This window comes from Cupriavidus sp. FW306-1B-F12B (genome assembly GCF_058781795.1).
In genome coordinates this window covers 203,387-220,556 of the sequence record NZ_JBYSXC010000008.1, presented here as the reverse complement: position 1 = coordinate 220,556, position 17,170 = coordinate 203,387, and the positions used below count along the sequence as shown (strand labels likewise).

General features: G+C 67.6%; 12 protein-coding genes. 6 read left to right on the top strand and 6 right to left on the bottom strand.

Features of this window, described 5'->3' with window-relative positions:
* The first annotated feature begins 278 nt into the window (after positions 1 to 278).
* The 4 genes from AC3WLE_RS16000 to AC3WLE_RS15985 all read left to right on the top strand — a co-directional run bounded on the left by AC3WLE_RS16000 (position 279) and on the right by AC3WLE_RS15985 (position 6,641).
* Entirely contained in the window at positions 279 to 683 is a 405-nt protein-coding gene (locus AC3WLE_RS16000; protein WP_492317427.1) for a cobalt-zinc-cadmium resistance protein, read from the top strand.
* A 217-nt stretch (positions 684 to 900) separates the two neighbouring features.
* Entirely contained in the window at positions 901 to 2,355 is a 1,455-nt protein-coding gene (locus AC3WLE_RS15995) for a TolC family protein (RefSeq protein ID WP_492357076.1), read from the top strand.
* A 2-nt stretch (positions 2,356 to 2,357) separates the two neighbouring features.
* Entirely contained in the window at positions 2,358 to 3,518 is a 1,161-nt protein-coding gene (locus AC3WLE_RS15990; RefSeq protein WP_492357077.1) for an efflux RND transporter periplasmic adaptor subunit, read from the top strand.
* A 6-nt stretch (positions 3,519 to 3,524) separates the two neighbouring features.
* Entirely contained in the window at positions 3,525 to 6,641 is a 3,117-nt protein-coding gene (locus AC3WLE_RS15985; protein WP_492317430.1) for an efflux RND transporter permease subunit, read from the top strand.
* Positions 6,642 to 6,803: 162 nt separating this feature from the next.
* On the opposite strand, the gene AC3WLE_RS15980 is transcribed toward AC3WLE_RS15985, so the two are convergent.
* Together AC3WLE_RS15980 and AC3WLE_RS15975 are read right to left on the bottom strand one after the other, a co-directional pair.
* Positions 6,804 to 7,172: a hypothetical protein gene (locus tag AC3WLE_RS15980; protein ID WP_035818922.1), complete on the bottom strand. Its 369-nt coding sequence runs from the start codon at positions 7,170 to 7,172 to the stop codon at positions 6,804 to 6,806.
* Positions 7,173 to 7,556: 384 nt separating this feature from the next.
* Positions 7,557 to 10,022: a DUF3772 domain-containing protein gene (locus AC3WLE_RS15975; protein WP_492355965.1), complete on the bottom strand. Its 2,466-nt coding sequence runs from the start codon at positions 10,020 to 10,022 to the stop codon at positions 7,557 to 7,559.
* A gap of 445 nt (positions 10,023 to 10,467) precedes the next feature.
* Here AC3WLE_RS15975 and AC3WLE_RS15970 point away from each other — a divergent pair, with 445 nt between their 5' ends.
* On the top strand, positions 10,468 to 11,136 hold the full coding sequence (locus tag AC3WLE_RS15970; RefSeq protein ID WP_492319454.1) for an alpha/beta hydrolase: 669 nt from the start codon (positions 10,468 to 10,470) through the stop codon (positions 11,134 to 11,136).
* A 20-nt stretch (positions 11,137 to 11,156) separates the two neighbouring features.
* On the opposite strand, the gene AC3WLE_RS15965 is transcribed toward AC3WLE_RS15970, so the two are convergent.
* From AC3WLE_RS15965 to AC3WLE_RS15955, 3 genes are all read right to left on the bottom strand, one after another.
* The gene (locus AC3WLE_RS15965; protein ID WP_492340417.1) at positions 11,157 to 11,882 is read right to left on the bottom strand and encodes a GntR family transcriptional regulator; all 726 of its coding nucleotides are present in this window, start codon (positions 11,880 to 11,882) and stop codon (positions 11,157 to 11,159) included.
* Between the two features lie 68 nt (positions 11,883 to 11,950).
* The gene (locus AC3WLE_RS15960) at positions 11,951 to 13,279 is read right to left on the bottom strand and encodes an MFS transporter (RefSeq protein WP_492355966.1); all 1,329 of its coding nucleotides are present in this window, start codon (positions 13,277 to 13,279) and stop codon (positions 11,951 to 11,953) included.
* A gap of 129 nt (positions 13,280 to 13,408) precedes the next feature.
* Positions 13,409 to 15,064, bottom strand: a complete 1,656-nt coding sequence (locus AC3WLE_RS15955; RefSeq protein ID WP_492355967.1) for a GMC family oxidoreductase — start codon at positions 15,062 to 15,064, stop codon at positions 13,409 to 13,411.
* Between the two features lie 131 nt (positions 15,065 to 15,195).
* Here AC3WLE_RS15955 and AC3WLE_RS15950 point away from each other — a divergent pair, with 131 nt between their 5' ends.
* Positions 15,196 to 16,020 carry an IclR family transcriptional regulator gene (locus tag AC3WLE_RS15950; protein WP_492319458.1) on the top strand — a complete coding sequence of 275 codons (825 nt, stop codon included), beginning with the start codon at positions 15,196 to 15,198 and terminating at the stop codon, positions 16,018 to 16,020.
* 18 nt (positions 16,021 to 16,038) lie between these two features.
* Here AC3WLE_RS15950 and AC3WLE_RS15945 read toward each other — a convergent pair whose 3' ends face one another.
* A complete protein-coding gene (locus tag AC3WLE_RS15945) occupies positions 16,039 to 17,082 on the bottom strand; it encodes a LysR family transcriptional regulator (protein WP_492355968.1) in 1,044 nt (347 codons plus the stop codon).
* Positions 17,083 to 17,170 lie beyond the last annotated feature (88 nt).

Genomic DNA, 17,170 nt, shown 5'->3' with positions numbered 1-17,170 from the left:
GTCTCTCATTTTTGTATTACAAAACCACCAACAGATGGATGCTCAGGCCGGCTTACAGGGTTTGGAAGCATTGACCAGCGCGTAGCTGGGAAGCGGATCGGGCAGAAGTTGGAGGAGTCTGAAAGCCCTTGCAGGCGCCCGATCTCTCTACAGCAAGGGAACGAACGTAACGATTCCCTGTCAATCGTAATCGTTACGTTACAATGCTGTCCTGCAGCATCCCACCGGCCAGCTCCGACAGCGGGCCCGGCGGTGATGCCGTCAATGCCCCCGATCCAATGCGCCTGTTGTTCCTCCTGCTGACTGCCATGTGCTTGTCGCTGCTCTCCTTCGGAGCAGTGGCGGACGCGCGCGCCGCGTCGCAGGCGCAGGTCAGCGTTGACCTGGTGGACCTGGCGGCGGCACAGCCTGTCGACGACCTGGGCCGGATCATCGTGCCCGGTGACGACGGCTTGCATGACGACGATATCTGCGACGACCCGCCCCCCGGGTATTGCAATATCTGGTCGGCGGACCTGCTCGATCCCCTCGACCTGCTCGACGAGATCGAGGAATCCAGCGCCCTGATTGCATTGCCGCCAGTGAAGCTGCTGCTGCCCTCCGGCGACGTCGCCCAGCATCCGCCTGGCCGCGCCGAGCCGCCGCCTTCGGCCTTCTTCCGGCCACCCATTTCCCGCGCCTGAGCGTTTCCTGCGCCCGCACCGCACGCGCTGCAGCATGCCGCTGCCGTGCCGCGGGCCGCGCCCCCCTTGCCTGATATCGCCAGCCTGCCTGCTGCCTGACCGCGCGGGCAAGCCGCTGCCGTTGTGCGTCCTGCCGTGATCGCGTCCAAGTGACCGCTCGCCCCGGGGCGGGCGGCAGCATGGCGACAGGCAGCCGTATTGCTTGCTTTCCCGACTCATGACAACAACCAAGCTGACCCTGATCGCGTCGCTTTCGCTGATCGCGCTCGCCGCTGCCCCGGCCCATGCCGGCGCACAAGGCGGGGTGTCCCCGAAGCCAACGGACGCGGCCGGTGCCGCGCCAGCCGCCTCCGCGCCCCTGACCAAACCTGCTGCCGCACCCATGCCGGGCTCCGCCATCCTGGCGGCCGCGGCGGTGCCGAAGCTCGCATCCGCCGCAGCGGCCGGCGCCCAGGCGGGACCCGCCTACTCGCTGCCCCAACTGCTCGACCTGGCCCAGTCCACCAACAAGGGCGTGGCCGCCGCCGAGGCCGGTGTCGATGCCGCCAGCGCGGCCATCAGCAGCGCACGTGCCTATCCCAACCCGCAGGTGGAAGTGATGTACGGCCGCTTGTCCGGCAAGCAGCCGGGCGTGACCAGCGGCAATGCGCCCAGCTACGCCGTGGTGCAGAAGCTGGACTACCCGCACCAGCGCAGCCTGCGCGAGGCCATGGCCACCCGCGGGCTGGAGTCGTCGCAGGCCATGCGGCAAGGCTTCCGGGCCGACCTGGCCGCGCGCGTGAAGACTGCCTACTACGACGTGCTGCGCCGCGAGAGCGAGCTGCATGCCGCCGAGGAAGACCTGGCGATGATGCGCCAGATCCATTCGCGGGCGCGCCTGCGCGTGGAGGTGGGCGAGGCGCCGCGCTATGAACTGATCAAGGCCGAGACCGAACTGCTGGCCTCGCAGAAGAGCCAGCAGACCGCCGGGCTGCGCGTCAACCAGGCCAAGGCCGCGCTGCGCCAGCAGGTGGGCGGTGCCATGCCGGGCCAGTTTGCGCTGGCCGGCACCCTGGGCCAGGCGCCCGACGTGCCGCCGCTGCCGGTGCTGCGCGACACCATGACCGCCAGCAATGCCGAGCTGGTCCAGCGCCGCATGGAGCTGGAGCGCGCGCAGCTGGGCGTGAACTACCAGAAGTCGCTGCGCTGGCCCGAGGTGGCGGTGCGCGCCAGCACCGACCGCCAGCCTGACAACAACGTCTCGCAGATCGGCCTGGTCCTGACCATCCCGCTGTGGGACCGCCGCAGCGGCCCGGTGGGCGAGGCCACGGCGCAGGCCACGCAGGCGCGCAGCGCCCTGGAAGCGCGCGAGTTCGAGCTGACGCAGGAGCTGGAAGCCGCCTACCGCCAGTACGAGATCAACCAGGCCCAGGTGACGGCGCTCGAGTCCGGCATCGTGCGCGAGGCCGAGTCGGCGCTGGGCGTGGCCGAGTCCGCCTACCGCTTCGGCGAGCGCGGCATCCTGGACTACCTCGATGCCCAGCGCGTGCTGCGCGGCGCGCGCAATGACCTGATTGCCGCCCAGTACGACCTGCAGGTGGCCGCCATCCAGATCGAAAAGCTTATGTCGACCGCCCCGGGCGCTACCGCAGCGCCGGGCCTGCAGCCGACCTCCACCATCGAACAGAAATAACCATGCGCCCCAATTTCCTGCTTTCTCTGACGGCCGCTGCCGTCCTGACGTTCAGCCTGGCGGCCTGCTCAGGCAAACCTGAGCCCGTCGCCGAAGCGCCCAAGCTGCCGCCGGGCGTGATCCAGCCCGAGGGCAACCTGCAGAAGGGGCTGAAGGTGGCGCCGGTGGCCACCTCCCCGTTCAGCGAGATGCTGCGCGTGGCCGGCCGCATCGACTTCGACGAGCAACGCGTGGCCCGCATCGGCGCCAGCGTGACCGGCCGCGTGACCGATCTCTATGCCACCCTGGGCCAGGAAGTGAAGGCCGGCCAGGTGCTGGCGCGCCTGCACAGCAGCGAGCTGGGCACGGCGCAGATGGCCTTCCTGAAGAGCGAGGCCCAGACTGAGCTGCAGGGGCGCAACGCCGAGCGCGCGCGCCAGCTGTTTGCCGCCGACGTGATCGGCCGCGGCGAGCTGCAGCGCCGCGAGAGCGAACTGGCGATCGCCTCGGCCGAGATGCGCGCCTACCGCGACCAGCTGCGCGTGCTGGGCATGTCGCAGGCATCGATTGCCGAGCTGGCCAGGAGCGGCAGCATCAACTCGCATTCGCCGGTGTTTTCCAGCATCAGCGGCACCGTGGTCGAGCGCAACGTGGCGCAAGGACAGGTGGTGCAGCCGGCCGATGCGCTCTATACCGTGGCCGACCTGTCGCGCGTGTGGGTGGTGGCCGAGGTGCCCGAGCAGCAGGCCGCCCAGGTGGCCGAAGGGCAGAGCGTCGACATCGAGGTGCCTTCGCTTGGCAACGGCGCGGGCAGCAAGAGCATCACCGGCAAGCTGATCTACGTCGGCCGCACGGTCAACCCGCAGTCGCGCACGGTGCTGGTCCGCACCGAGCTGGAGAACCGCGAAGGCCGCCTCAAGCCTGCCATGCTGGCCAGCATGCTGATCGCCGGCAAGCCGGTCGACCAGCTGGTGATCCCGGCCGCCTCGGTGGTTCGCGACGGCAACGACGAGCTGGTCTATGTCGAGATGCCGGGCAGCAAGTACCGCCTCACCAAGGTCAAGCTGGGCGCCGAGAGCGACGGCATGCGCGTGGTGCAGAACGGTGTGAAGGCCGGCGACCGCATCGTGGTCGATGGTGCCTTCCATCTCGACAACGAGCGCAAGCGCCTCGAGCAAGGGTAATCGGCCATGATGAAATCCCTAGTCGAAGCCGCCATCAAGCAGCGGCTGGTGGTGTGCGTGATAGCCGTGGTGCTGTTCTTCTTCGGCCTGCGCGCTGCCACCAGGCTGTCGGTGGATGCTTTCCCCGATGTCACCAACGTGCAGGTGCAGATCGCGACCGAAGCCGCGGGCCGCTCGCCCGAGGAAGTCGAGCGCTTTGTCACCGTGCCGGTGGAAATGGCCATGACCGGCCTGCCCGGCCTGGAAGAAATGCGCTCGCTGAACAAGGCGGGCCTGTCGCTGATCACGCTGGTGTTTACCGACGCCACTGACGTGTACTTTGCCCGCCAGCTGGTGATGGAGCGCCTGATCGAAGTGGGCGGGCGCATGCCGGAAGGCGTGTCGCCGGTGCTGGGCCCGGTTTCCACCGGCCTGGGCGAGGTCTACCAGTACACGCTGGACCGTGCCGACGACGGCAACCGCGAACTGACGCAGGAAGAGCTGGCCGAGCGCCGCATCGCCCAGGACTGGGTGGTGCGCCCGCTGCTGCGCTCGATTCCGGGCGTGGCCGAGATCAACTCGCAGGGCGGCTACGTGCGCCAGTACCAGGCGCTGGTCAACCCGGAACGCATGCGCCACTACCAGATCTCGACCCAGCAGGTGTATGAGGCGCTGGCGCGCAACAACGCCAACTCCGGCGGCGGCGTGCTGCCGCATTATGCCGAGCAGTACCTGATCCGCGGCGTGGGCCTGGCCCGCGGCGTGGATGACCTGGGCAGCATCGTGCTCAAGGAGATCAACGGCACGCCGGTGTACCTGCGCGACGTGGCCAACGTCACCATCGGGCATGAGGTGCGGCAGGGCGCGCTGGTCAAGAACGGCCAGACCGAGGCGGTCGGCGGCATCGTCATGATGATGCGCGGCGGCAATGCCAAGGAGGTGGTCAGCCGCGTGAAGGCGCGCGTGGCCGAGATCAACGAGCGCGGCATGTTGCCGGGCAAGCTGCAGATCGTGCCGTACTACGACCGCAGCGAACTGGTCGACTCCGCACTGTGGACCGTGACCAAGGTGCTGCTGGAAGGCGTGGTGCTGGTGGTGATCGTGCTGTTCCTGTTCCTGGGCGACGTGCGCTCGTCGGTGATCGTGCTGGCCACGCTGGTCTTGACGCCCTTGCTGACCTTCATGGTGATGAACGAGGTGGGGCTGTCGGCCAACCTGATGTCGCTGGGGGGGCTGGCCATCGCCATCGGCCTGATGGTGGACGGCTCGGTGGTGGTGGTCGAGAACGCGTTCGAGCGGCTCGGCCACAAGGAGCCGGGCCTCACCAAGACCGAGATCCTGGTCAAGGCCGTGCAGGAAGTGGCCACGCCGGTGATCGTTGGCGTGGGCATCATCATCCTGGTGTTCCTGCCGCTGATGACGCTGTCGGGCATGGAGGGCAAGATGTTCGCGCCGCTGGCGTTCACCATCTCGATCGCGCTGGCGATCTCGCTGTTCCTGTCGCTGACGCTGTCGCCGGTGCTGTCGTCGTACCTGCTCAAGGGCGGCGCCGAGCACGACACGCATGTGATCGCCTTCATGAAGCGCCACTACCTGCGCCTGCTGCACTGGGCGCTGGGCAACAGCCGCAAGACGGTGATCTGCGCGGTGGCGGCCTTCGTTGCCACGGTGGCGATCGTGCCGCTGCTGGGCACCTCGTTCATTCCGGAGATGAAGGAAGGCTCGATCGTGCCCGCGATCGACCGCGTGCCCAACATCTCGCTGGAAGAGTCGATCAAGCTGGAGAAGGAAGCCAACAAGCTGGTGCTGAGCGTGCCGGGCGTGAAGTCGGTGGTGTCCGGCGTGGGCCGCGGCGAAAGTCCGGCCGACCCGCAGGGCCAGAACGAGTCGACCCCGATCGCCAGCCTGAAGGACCGCGGCGAGTGGCCCGACGGCTGGACCCAGGACGATATCGCCAACGCCATCCGCGAAAAGCTCAAGGCCATTCCCGGCGTGCAGATCGTGATGGCGCAGCCGATCTCGGACCGAGTCGACGAAATGGTCAGCGGCGTGCGTTCGGACGTGGCGGTGAAGGTGTTCGGCGACGACCTGGACAAGCTGCGCGAGCTGGCGGGCGAGATTTCGCGCGTGGCCGGCGGCATCCAGGGCTCGCAGGACATCCGCATCGAGCGCGTGTCGGGGCAGCAGTACCTGTCGATCGAGATCGACCGCCAGGCGATTGCGCGCTACGGGCTGAACGTGTCCGATATCCATGACGTGATCGAGATCGCCATCGGCGGCAAGCGTGCCACGGACATCTTCGAAGGCGAGCGCCGCTTTGCCGCGGCGGTGCGCCTGCCGGAGGAGTTCCGCAACAACGAGCAGGCCATCCGCCAGCTGCTGGTGTCCACCCCCAACGGCACCCAGGTGCCGCTGCAGAGCGTGGCCAGGATCGAGGTCAACGACGGTCCGGCCCAGATCAGCCGCGAAATGGCCAAGCGCCGCGTGGTGGTGATGATCAACGTGAAGGACCGCGACCTCGGCGGCTTCGTGGCCGAGCTGCAGCAGGCCACCGACGCCAAGGTGAAGCTGCCCGAAGGCTACTACCTGGAGTGGGGCGGCCAGTTCCAGAACATGGAACGCGCCATGGGCCACCTGAAGATCATCGTGCCGGTGACCATCGCCGCGATCTTCTTCCTGCTGTTCCTGCTGTTCAACTCGCTGCGCTTTGCCACGCTGATCATTACGGTGCTGCCGTTTGCCTCCATCGGCGGCATCATCGGGCTGTTCGTCACCGGCGAATACCTGTCGGTGCCGGCCTCGGTGGGCTTTATCGCGCTGTGGGGCATGGCGGTGCTGAACGGGGTGGTGCTGGTGTCGTATATCCGCACGCTGCGCGACTCGGGTTTGTCGCTCGATGAAGCGGTGGTGCAGGGCGCGACCCAGCGTTTCCGCCCGGTGATGATGACCGCGACCATTGCGATGCTGGGCCTGGTGCCGTTCCTGTTCTCGACGGGGCCGGGCTCGGAAGTGCAGCGTCCGCTGGCGGTGGTGGTGATCGGCGGGCTGATTACGTCGACGCTGCTGACGCTGGTGATGGTGCCGACGCTGTATCGGTGGTTTGATGATCGCAGGCCGGATCCGACCAGGGATGTGCCGGTGTAGGGCAGCGGCTACCATCGAGTCCCGCTGGTTTGCTCCCCTCTCCCGCTTGCGGGAGAGGGAGCACGCAAGTGGTCATTCAGAACCCTGCGCGCTTGCCAGCCGTTACAAGACAAAGGCCCCATGCTTGGCATGGGGCGTTTCCTTCTTGCACAGCCGCCTGATTCAATAACCGTAATACGGCTGCTGCTGTTCGTAATACCCCGACGGCTGCGGGCCGCAAGGCACATAGGCACGGTCGTAGTCGCGGTAGCAATACCCCGGCGGCGCTGCCGGCGGTGCGTATGAGACGGGAGCCGGCGCGTAGGTCACCGGAGCCGGTGCGTACGTGACAGGGGGTGGTGCCGCCATGACCGGCGCCGAGGCCAGGGCCGCGCCAAAGGCCAGGCCGACCAGCGCGCCGACAGCGAGCACCGCTCCGGCATTCGAGCCGCCGCCGTGGTGGTGGTGGCGCCCGCGCGCCGACGCCGGGCCGGCTGCCACCAGCGCCACGCTCAGGGCAACCGCTGAAACGATTCGGGTGGAGGGGCGCATATCGGACTCCTTCTGATGCAGCTTGTGTGCATTGATGATGCACGCAAAGCGCCCCTCAAGGTGTTTCTGCGCGGCCGGCGACTTGTTAGGGTTGTAACGGCTGCTTTAGAACCCATTTCATAATGAAGAAGGGGACGCGTTCAAGCCAGGCGCGGCGCAGGCTAGGCGCGGGCCGCCGGCCTTGGTCATTCCAAGGTCAAGGCCCGTAACGACGCATGCGCCGCGCCTGGCTTGAACCCGAAGGGAAGGCTGCTGCCGGGCCGCATGGCGTTGTTGCGGCCTCCTAGCGTGGAATAACCACGCCGCGTCGGCCACGCCTAGCCCTGCGGCCCGGCAGCAGCCTTCGCGCCCCTTCTTCATTATGAAATGGGTTCTTAATGCCGGTCAGCCGGCGGCCAGCGCGCGCTCTGGCTCCTGCCCGAATGGCGGCATGTTCTCCAGCCGCAGCGATTGCGGCACCGACAGCGAGATGTCCGCGGCGCGCAGGCGCTTGAGGATTTCGAACAACAGGTCGCTGCGCGTGTTGGCGGCGATGCGCGGGCTGCCGACATAGCCCGTCACCGACAGCGTGATGCCGTTGGGCGCCAGCTGGCTGAACATGACCGAGGGTGCCGGCACGTCCAGGATGCTCTCGTTCTCGCGGTAGACGTCCAGCAGCAGGTCGCGCAGCTGTTCGGGGTCGGTATTCAGCGGGAAGGTAAGTTGCAGCGACGCCACCCCCTGGGTGCTGTTGCTCATGGTCACGTTGCGCAGGTTCTGCGAGATCAACTGCGAGTTGGGCACGATCACGGTGGAGCGGTCGCCCAGCTGGATCTCGGTGGCGCGCACGTTGATGCGGCGGATATCGCCCTCCACGCCGGCAATGCTGACCATGTCGCCCACCTTGACCGGCCGCTCGGTCAGCAGGATCAGGCCGGAGACGAAGTTCTTCACGATCTCCTGCAGGCCGAAGCCGATACCCACCGACAGTGCGCTGACGATCCACGCCAGGTTGTCCCAGCGCACGCCCAGCAGCGACAGCACCAGCAGCACCAGCAACACGTAGCCGACATTGCTGTACAGCGTGATCAGCGAGGCGCGCAGGCCCGGCTCCTTGCAGACCTTGGGCAGCAGTTCCCCATCGAGCCAGCGCCGCACCGAGCGCAGCAGCCAGATGCCGACTCCGAGAGCGATCAGCGCATTCAGGATGCGGTCGGGCATGATGTTGAGACTGTGCAGCTTCTCGCCGCCCAGCACCATTACCAGGCTGTTGAGCAGGTCCGCGGGTGTGGTGCCGAAGCCGCCGGTCAGCAGCGCCAGCACCGCCACCAGCAGCAGCACGCTGGCGCCGATGCCTGACAGGATGGTGGAGGCCTGCTCCAGGTGCGAATCGTCCACGCCGAACAGCTGCTTGATGACACGGCCGCTGGCGTAGTTGGTCGAGAGCAGGCTTTCGCAGACGTCGCGCGTGACCTGGGTCAGCAGGTACAGGCTGCACAGCACGATGTCGAACCAGACCAGCTCGTAGGTCAGGAAGCGCGCAAAGCTGATGTAGCCGGCCAGCAGCGCCACCACCGACACCAGCACGATGACCGACACGCCGGCGTGGATCATGCCCGCCAGCGTGGCGCGCGCCTCGGGCCGCTCGCCGGCGGCCGCCAGCAGGTTGCGCACGCGGTTGGCGCGCAGCAGCGCGGCGCCGATGGTCAGCACCACCACCAGCGAGACCAGCCCGCGCCCCAGCAGCGTGACCTGCACGCTGGTATCGGCAATGCGGTTCAGCTGCTCGAGCGTACCGGCCAGCAGCAACAGGCCGGCCAGCACGGCGGGGAACGGCTTCATCGCCAGCGCCACCGGATCGGCCAGCGCCGGCAGGCGCCAGGAGGGATGGCGCGTGCACAGCAGCGCGCGCCCCAGGCCCGCGATCAGCGCGCTGGTCAGCGTCAGCTTGAGCAACTGGCCGTACAGCTCGACCAGGTCCGGCGGCAGTTCATAGCTGCGCGTGAAGGCGTTGTAGATCAATTGCACCGCCAGCCCGGTGGTGCACACGGTGGCCAGCGTGGTGGCCAGTGCCAGGGCGCTGCGGCGCAGGCGCGTCTCCGGCAGCTTGTGCAGGCAGAACCACGCCAGTGCCCGTTCCGCCAGGCGTCGGCCCAGGGTCCATACCGCCAGGGCCAGCAACAGCAAGGCGATGGTGGCGGCGCGCTGTGACGGCTGCCAGGCCAGTTGTGCCATCGGCACCACCTGGTCGGTGAAGGAGGCCAGGCGCGCCTGGTCTTCCTGTGTCGGGCTGACCAGCGGCTTCCAGAACTGCGGGTTCAGGATGCTCTCGGAGCGCAGCGCGAGCTGGTCCTTCATCTGGCCGCGCTGCAGCCGCGCCAGCTGGTCGCTCAGGTTGGCGATGTTCGCCTTGCTCTCACCTGCCTGCTTGAGTTGTGCGTCAAGCTGGGCACGGCGCGCATTCAGTTCGGCGCGCTGCCTTACCACCGCCGGCGCTTCCTTGGTGGTGCCGGCCGCCGGTGGCGGACCCAGCACGTCCAGCTGCGCCTGCAGCTGCGCCCGCTGCGGGGTCAGCGCCGAAGACAGCTTGTCGACGTCGGCATCGAGCTTCTGCAGCGTTTCTTCGAGTTCATGCAGCCTGGTGTTGCCATCCGGGTCGGAGGCCTGCTGCTTGATGCGGTCCTGCTCGGTCTGCAGGCGCTTGAGTTCGGCGGCGGCCTCGCCGTGGCTGATGGCGGGCGCCTGCTGGGCGCCGGCCTCGGAAGCTGCTTCTGATGCCGGGGCGGCCAGTGCGGCGGGCAGCGTGGCCGGCATCAGGTGGCATAGCGCAGCGAGCGCAAGGCCCAGTGCGAGCCGTGAAACTTTGCTCATGGCGGAATCTCGTCGGATGGTGACTTGCGGCGGCTCCGGCATCGGCAACGGCATCGCGCTGGCACGCGTCGGATGCGGCGGCGATGGGATGCGGGAACGGCCGGAGCACCGGCAATGAACACGGGAAGGGGGCCGCTCGCTGGCGCTCCCTTCGGCGAAGTCTGGTCAGGGCACGAAGCGCGGCGGGCTGCCTGGCAGGCCGGTGTGCGGGACACGGGACGTGCTGACCGATGGCGGCGGGACCAGAGGACACGAAAAACGGCCTTGCCGCGGTTCGCGAGATTATACGAAAGCGGATACGCCACCCAGCCGTTCCTTGTGTCGGATAGCGCACTGGGTGACATTTTGATACGGATGCGCGCGCGGTGGCGCGTGGTCTGCGGGAATCGCATTACCATCACGGTCTTCGGGCCGCAGGCGGCCCATTTCATTACCAGGAGATGGCATGGCTGTTCCGTCAGGCACGGAAAAGGCGCAGCTCGGCGGCGGGGCCGGGCAGATTGAAATGTTGGTCGATCGTCCCGCCGGCGCGCTGCGAGGCATCGCCGTGGTCGCGCATCCGCATCCGCTGCTGGGCGGCTCGGCCACGCACAAGGTGCCGCACCAGTTGGCCAAGGCGCTGGTGGCACGCGGCTTCCTGACCGTGCGGCCGAATTTCCGCGGGGTCGAGGGGTCCGCGGGGCAGCATGACCAGGGCAGCGGCGAGGCGCAGGACATGCTCGCCGTGGTCGCCCATCTGCGCGAGGCCCATCCCGGCCTGCCGCTGGCACTGGCCGGCTTTTCCTTTGGTGCGTTCGTCATGGCCCATGTCGCCGCCACGCTGGCGGCGCAGTCCGTGCCGATCCGCCACCTGGTGCTTGCCGGCACGCCTTACGGCACCGTCAAGGCGCACCGCAGCTATGACACGCCGGCCGTTCCCGCCGATTGCCTGGTGGTCCACGGCGAGCGTGACGAGCGCGCGGAACTCGGCGCGCTGTTCGACTGGGCGCGCCCGCAGGGGCTGCCCGTGGTAGTGGTGCCGGGGGCGGACCACTTCTTTACCGGCAAGCTGCCGCTGCTGGTCCGTATCGTCGGCGGCTACCTGGATCGTCCCGATGCGGGGGCGGCCGCCTGACGGCTTAAGGGCGCCAGGCCTCAGGCGTTCGGCATCGCCGGTGCGCCGCCGATCGGGTCGGGATGGATCTGCATCAGCGCGGCGCGCTTCTCCAGCAAGTGCTGGCGCAGGATGGCCGCCAGCCGCTTGCCGTCGCGGGCTTCCAGCGCGCGGATCATCTCTTCGTGATCGTGCACGGCGCGGTCCCATTTGTCGGTCTGGTGGTTGGAGCGGAAACGCATCGCCTTGAGCCGCCGGTTGAGCGTCAGGTAGGTCTGCTGCAGCGTCTGGTTGCGCGCGGCCCCGGCGATGCGGTCGTGGATCTCCTGGTTGCGGGCGTAGTAGCCGGGCAGGTCGTTCTGCGCGCGGCAGGCCAGCATGGCGTAGTGCAGCGCCTTGATCTCGGCCAGCTCCGGCGGCGTGATGCGCTCGCAGGCCAGTTCCCCGGCAAAGGCCTCCAGGCCGCTCATCAGCTCGAAGGCTTCCCAGGCCTCGGCCTCGCTCATCCGTGACACGCTCGCGCCGCGGTTGGGCGAGATCTCGATCAGCCCCTCGGCGGCCAGCACCTTCAGCGCCTCGCGCAGCGGAGTGCGCGAGATGCCCAGCGTTTCACACAGCTCGCGCTCATTGAGCTTCATGCCCGGCGGCAGCACCCCCTCGACGATAAAGTTGCGCAGGTGGTCGACCACGGTGTCGTGCAGCCGCTGGCGCACGACCCTGGGCAGGAGCGGGGCGGCGGCCGCACCGGTGCCGTCCGGAGTTTGCATGCAATGTCCCTGTCATTGGCGTTGCGCCATTCTAAGACATTGCCGGCGGGCGGCGGCCCCCTCCGAGCCTAGCGCGCCGGACCGCGCAGCGGCATGCCGTTTTCGCGCGGCGCCTGTGAGCCTTCGCCCCGCCCGATCAGCGCCACCGACAACGCCGACACAACCCCAGCAAAGGCCACGTAGGCGCAGATCTGCCAGGGCTTGCCGCCGCCCGACTTGAGCAGTGCCGTGGCGATGATGGGCGTGATGCCGGAGGCGAAGATCCCCGAGAACTGGTAGACGAACGAGATCCCGGTGTATCGCACCCTGGCATCGAACAGCTCGCAGAACAGCGCCGCTTCCGGGCCGTAGACCGCGGCGTAGAGGATGCCGAACGGCACCACGATGGAGAGCCACAGCAGCATGGTGCTGCCGCCGCTGTTCAGCATCAGCCAGAACGCCGGGAAGGCGGACAGGGCCGTGATCAGCGAGCCCCAGAAATACACGCGGGTGCGGCCGATGCGGTCGGACAGGTGGCCGAAGAACGGAATGAAGAAGCACATCGCAATGGCCGCTGCCATCACGCCGACCAGTGCTTCAGTCCGGCTGATATTGATGGTCTGGGTCAGGTAGGTGATCGAGAACACGCCGAAGATGTTGAAGAAGACCCCGTCGATATAGCGCGCGCCCATGCCCTTGAGGATATTGCCCGGGTAGCGCCGCATCATGTCGACAAAGGGAATCCGGGTCTCGGCATTGCGCTGCTTGATCACGGCGAATTCAGGCGTCTCCTTGACGTTGAGGCGGATATACATGCCCACGAACACCATTCCCGCCGAGATCAGGAAGGCCACACGCCAGCCCCACGCCAGGAATTGCGCATCGCTCAGGGTCAGCGACAGCAGCGCCACCACGCCGGATGCCAGGCACAGTCCGATCGCCAGCCCGATCTGCGGCAGCGACGCATAGAAGCCCCGTTTGCCCGGCGGTGCGTACTCATAGGCCATCAGCACCGCGCCGCCCCATTCGCCACCCAGGCCGATGCCCTGCAGCACGCGCAGCAGCAGCAACAGGATCGGCGCGAGGATGCCGATGCTGTCGTAGGTCGGCACCAGCCCGATCAGGAAGGTGGACACGCCCATGATCATCAGCGTGATCACCAGCATGCTCTTGCGGCCGACCTTGTCGCCGAAGTGCCCGAAGATCACGCCGCCCAGCGGCCGCGTGACAAAGCCCACCGCAAAGGTGGTGTAGGCCAGCATGGTGGCCACCAGCGGGTCATTGCCGGGGAAGTACAGCTTGTTGAAGACCAGGCCGGCGACCACGCCGTACAGGAAGAAGTCATACCACTCGATGGTGGCGCCGATTACGGACGCCAGCGCGACCTTGCGGATCGCCTGTTCGTTGGGGCTTGTCATGCTTGTCTCCTCAGGTGATGGGCGGCGTCCTCTGGAAGGATGGTTATGGACGCCGGATGCACTGCAGGGTTTGGCCTTGTTATGGATGCCTGGCCTTGGTTGTTCGCAATCAGGACTGGCGCAAGCCGCTCAGGCGGCTGCTGCCATCGGGGTCGCCACATCGACGGGATGCATTTCCCGCCGTGCGTCTTCGCGGATGAAGTCGGCCGCGCGCTCGGCCATCATCACCACCGGCACGTTGGTGTTGCCCGAGACCAGCGTGGGCATCACCGAGCAGTCCACCACGCGCAGCCCGCCCACGCCATGCACGCGCAGGCGCGCATCGACCACCGCCAGTGGCTCGGCGGCGGGCCCCATTTTCGCGGTGCCCGACGGATGGAAGATGGTGGCACCGTACTCGCGGCAGAAATGCAGGATCTCGTCGTCGCTGCGCACCTCGTCGCCCGGCCGGAACTCGCGTTTCATCAGGCCGCGCATCGGTTCGGTCTGCGCCACGCGCCGGGCGTAGCGTACCGCTGCCACGGTGCAGCGCCGGTCCAGCTCGGCCGACAGGTAGTTGGGCTGCATCGACGGCGGCTCATACGGATCGGTCGAGCGGATCCGCACCGTGCCGCGCGACTCGGGCCGCAGCTGGCATACCGAATAGGTGCAGCCGGAGAAGGGATGCACCATGCCGCCGGCCATGTCGGCGGACAGGGTCGAGAAATGGAACTGCGTATCCGGCGTGGCGCTTTCCTGCGGCAAGGCGCGGCAGAACATCGCGCCCTGGTTGATGCCGATCGCCAGCGGCCCCTTGCGCATCAGCAGCCATTCCAGGCCCATGCGCGCCTTGCCCGTCAGCGAGCGCAGCTGGTCGTTGGTGGTGATCGGCTTGGCCACCTCGTAGATCAGCCGCACCTGCAGATGGTCCTGCAGGTTCTCGCCCACGCCCGGCAGGGCATGCACTACCGGTACGCCCAGATCCTGCAGCAACGGCGCCGGGCCGATGCCCGACAGCTGCAGCAACTGCGGCGACTGCAGCGCGCCCGCGCACAGGATCACCTCGCGCCGCGCCCGCAGGATATAGGGCTGGCCATGCTGGGTGTAGCGCACGCCCACGGCACGCTTGCCTTCGAACAGGATCCCGGTGGTGTGGGCATCGGTCTCGACGCGCAGGTTCGTGCGCCCGCGCGCCGGACGCAGGTAGGCCACCGCGGTGGAGCAGCGCCAGCCGTTGCGGGTGGTGAGCTGGTAATAGCCCACGCCCTCCTGGTCGCCACCGTTGAAGTCGGTCTTGCGCGGCAGGCCCAGCGCCTGGCCGGCGCCGATGAAGGCATCGACCAGCGGATGCTGCCGGTCGATCGAGGTCGCGTTCAGCGGGCCGTCGGTGCCGCGCGTGGGGCCGGCGCCAAGGTCGTTGTTCTCGAGCTTGCGGAAGTAGGGCAGACAGTTGTCCCAGCCCCAGCCAGGATTGCCCAGCGTCTCCCAGTGGTCATAGTCCTCGCGCTGGCCGCGCACGTAGATCAGGCCGTTGATGGCGCTGCTGCCGCCCAGCGTGCGGCCGCGCGGCCAGTAGATGCGGCGATTGAGCATGTTGGGATCGGGATCCGTATAGAAGCCCCAATTCACTTCCTTGTGGAACATGGTCTTGCCATAGCCGATCGGGATATGGATCCACGGGTAGCGGTCGGGCGGGCCGGCCTCCAGCAGGCAGACCGAATAGCGGCCGTCTTCGCTGAGCCGGTTGGCCAGCACGCACCCGGCCGAGCCGGCGCCTACCACGATGTAGTCAACGGTTTGCGACATCGTCGCTGTCTCCTTTTTCTGGCCGGCAGGCACGTAGCCACCCGGCTTCGATCTATAATCTGAAACGTTCTGTTCCGGATTTTATTTTTCAAAACCGGAATGGAAAGCTCAATCGCGAGGAGACGCCGGTTGTGAAACAGAACGTGCAATTCCCGTTTCAGAATCGCACTGCAGCAGAGGACGGGACGGTGGAGGACGATGCACGCAGCCTGCGCGTGCTGATGGTGCTGTCCAGCCTGGCCAGGGCACAGCACCCGCAAACGCTGTCCCAGCTTTCGCAGCGGTTGCATGTGCCCAAGGCGACACTGATGCGCCTGCTGGCCGCCATGGAGCGCACCGGCTTCGTGGTCCGCATGCCGGCCGAGCGCGGCTATGTGCCCGGCCCGGGCGCCGCGTCGCTGGCACTGCAGACCCTCAGGAGCCCGCCGATGCTGCGCGAGTGCCGCGCCATCCTGGCCAGGCTGGTGGCGAGCCTGGGCGAGACCTGCAATCTCACCGCGCTCGACGGCGACCGGGTCCTCTATGTGGAGCGCGTCGAGACGCACGAGCCACTGCGCCTGCAGTTGTCGCCCGGCATCCACGTGCCGCTGCACTGCACCGCCAGCGGCAAGCTGTTCCTGTCAGCCATGAACCGGCTGGAACGCCAGCAGATGCTCAGGCGCCTGGACCTAGCCCCGCACACGCCGCGCACGCTGTCCGATGTGCCGGGACTCAATACCGAGCTGGACCGGCTGGGCGCGCGCGGCATCGGCGTGGACCATGAGGAATTCGTGCGCGGCATGTGCGCGGTGGCAGTGCCGGTGCGCGAGCCGGATGGCGAGGGTTCAGGCCGGGTGGTGGCCGCGATTGCCTGTCATGCGCCGACGGCGCGGGCATCGCTTGAGGCGCTGCTGCAGGCGGTGCCGACGCTGCAGGGCGCGGCCAGGGAGATGGCTGCGGTGCTGTGCGGGCACTGAGCCGGGCCGGCTTCCCGCTCAGCGCTTGCGAACGCCAGCCGCCGCCACCGCGCGCGCGGCCAGCAACGGCACCGGCTCGGCCGTGACGGTCTCGCCGGCCCGGCGCATGACGAGCTCGCGAAACAGGCGCGCCGGCGTGCGTGGCGTGAGTTCGTCGTTCCAGACCGCGACCACCGGCTCCACGCGGCTGCCGAGTTCGAAGCGAAGCACTCTCGCCACCTTGGCCAGGGCGAGCTGCGCGGCAATGCGCTCGGGGAACACCGCGAGGAAATGACCCGCCTGCAACAAGCTGGCCGTGGCGGCCACATCGCTGGTGCGGATGCCCAGCGAGGGCGCCGGCGCCCCAAGGGTATGAAACGCCGTGTGCAGCAGGTGAAGCATGCGCGAGCCGGCCACCGGAATGCACCATTGCTGCCCGGACAGTTCCTGCGCCGCCAGCTTGCGGCGCGTGAGCAGCGGATGGTCCAGGCTGGCGACGATCACCACCTTCTGTGCCGGGACTACCGGTGCCGTGCGCAGCGCGGGTAGCGACAGGCGCGGATCGTCATAGGCGAACAGCAGGTCCAGCGAGCCATCCACCAGTTGATCCGCCAGTTCGCCGATGCCGCCTTCGATCACGCTGATCTCCACGCGCGGATGGTCACGGTAGAAGTCGCTCATCGCCCGCGCCAGGAAGGGCTGCACCGACATCGTCCGGAACGCGATGCGCAACGCCCCCTGGCTGCCGGCGCGCACTGCCTGCAGCGATTCGGCGAGCCGTTCGAGCTGCGCCAGCAAGACCGCCGCATGGGCTGCCATCTCCCGTCCGGGCTCGGCCAGGTGCAGGCCGCGGCGGCCGCGCTCGAACAGCGGCATGCCCACGATGTCTTCGATCTCGGCCAGGGTCTTGGACACCGCGGCGGGGCTGACATGAAAGCGCGCGGCGACGGCTGCGGCGGTTGGCATCTCGCTCAGCGCCAGCATGATGCGCAGGTGGCGCAGCTTGAGGCGGCCAAGCAGGGTATGGGCGAAGGCTTCGGCGGGCATGGGGCAGGCGACGATCGGCAGGGCCGGGTGGCTCATTCTATAAGTTAACCATTTGCTCAACAAACAGCGATTTTTATTCGCTTTTGGTATCGGAACCGATCCCATATAGTCGGCGCATCACCTG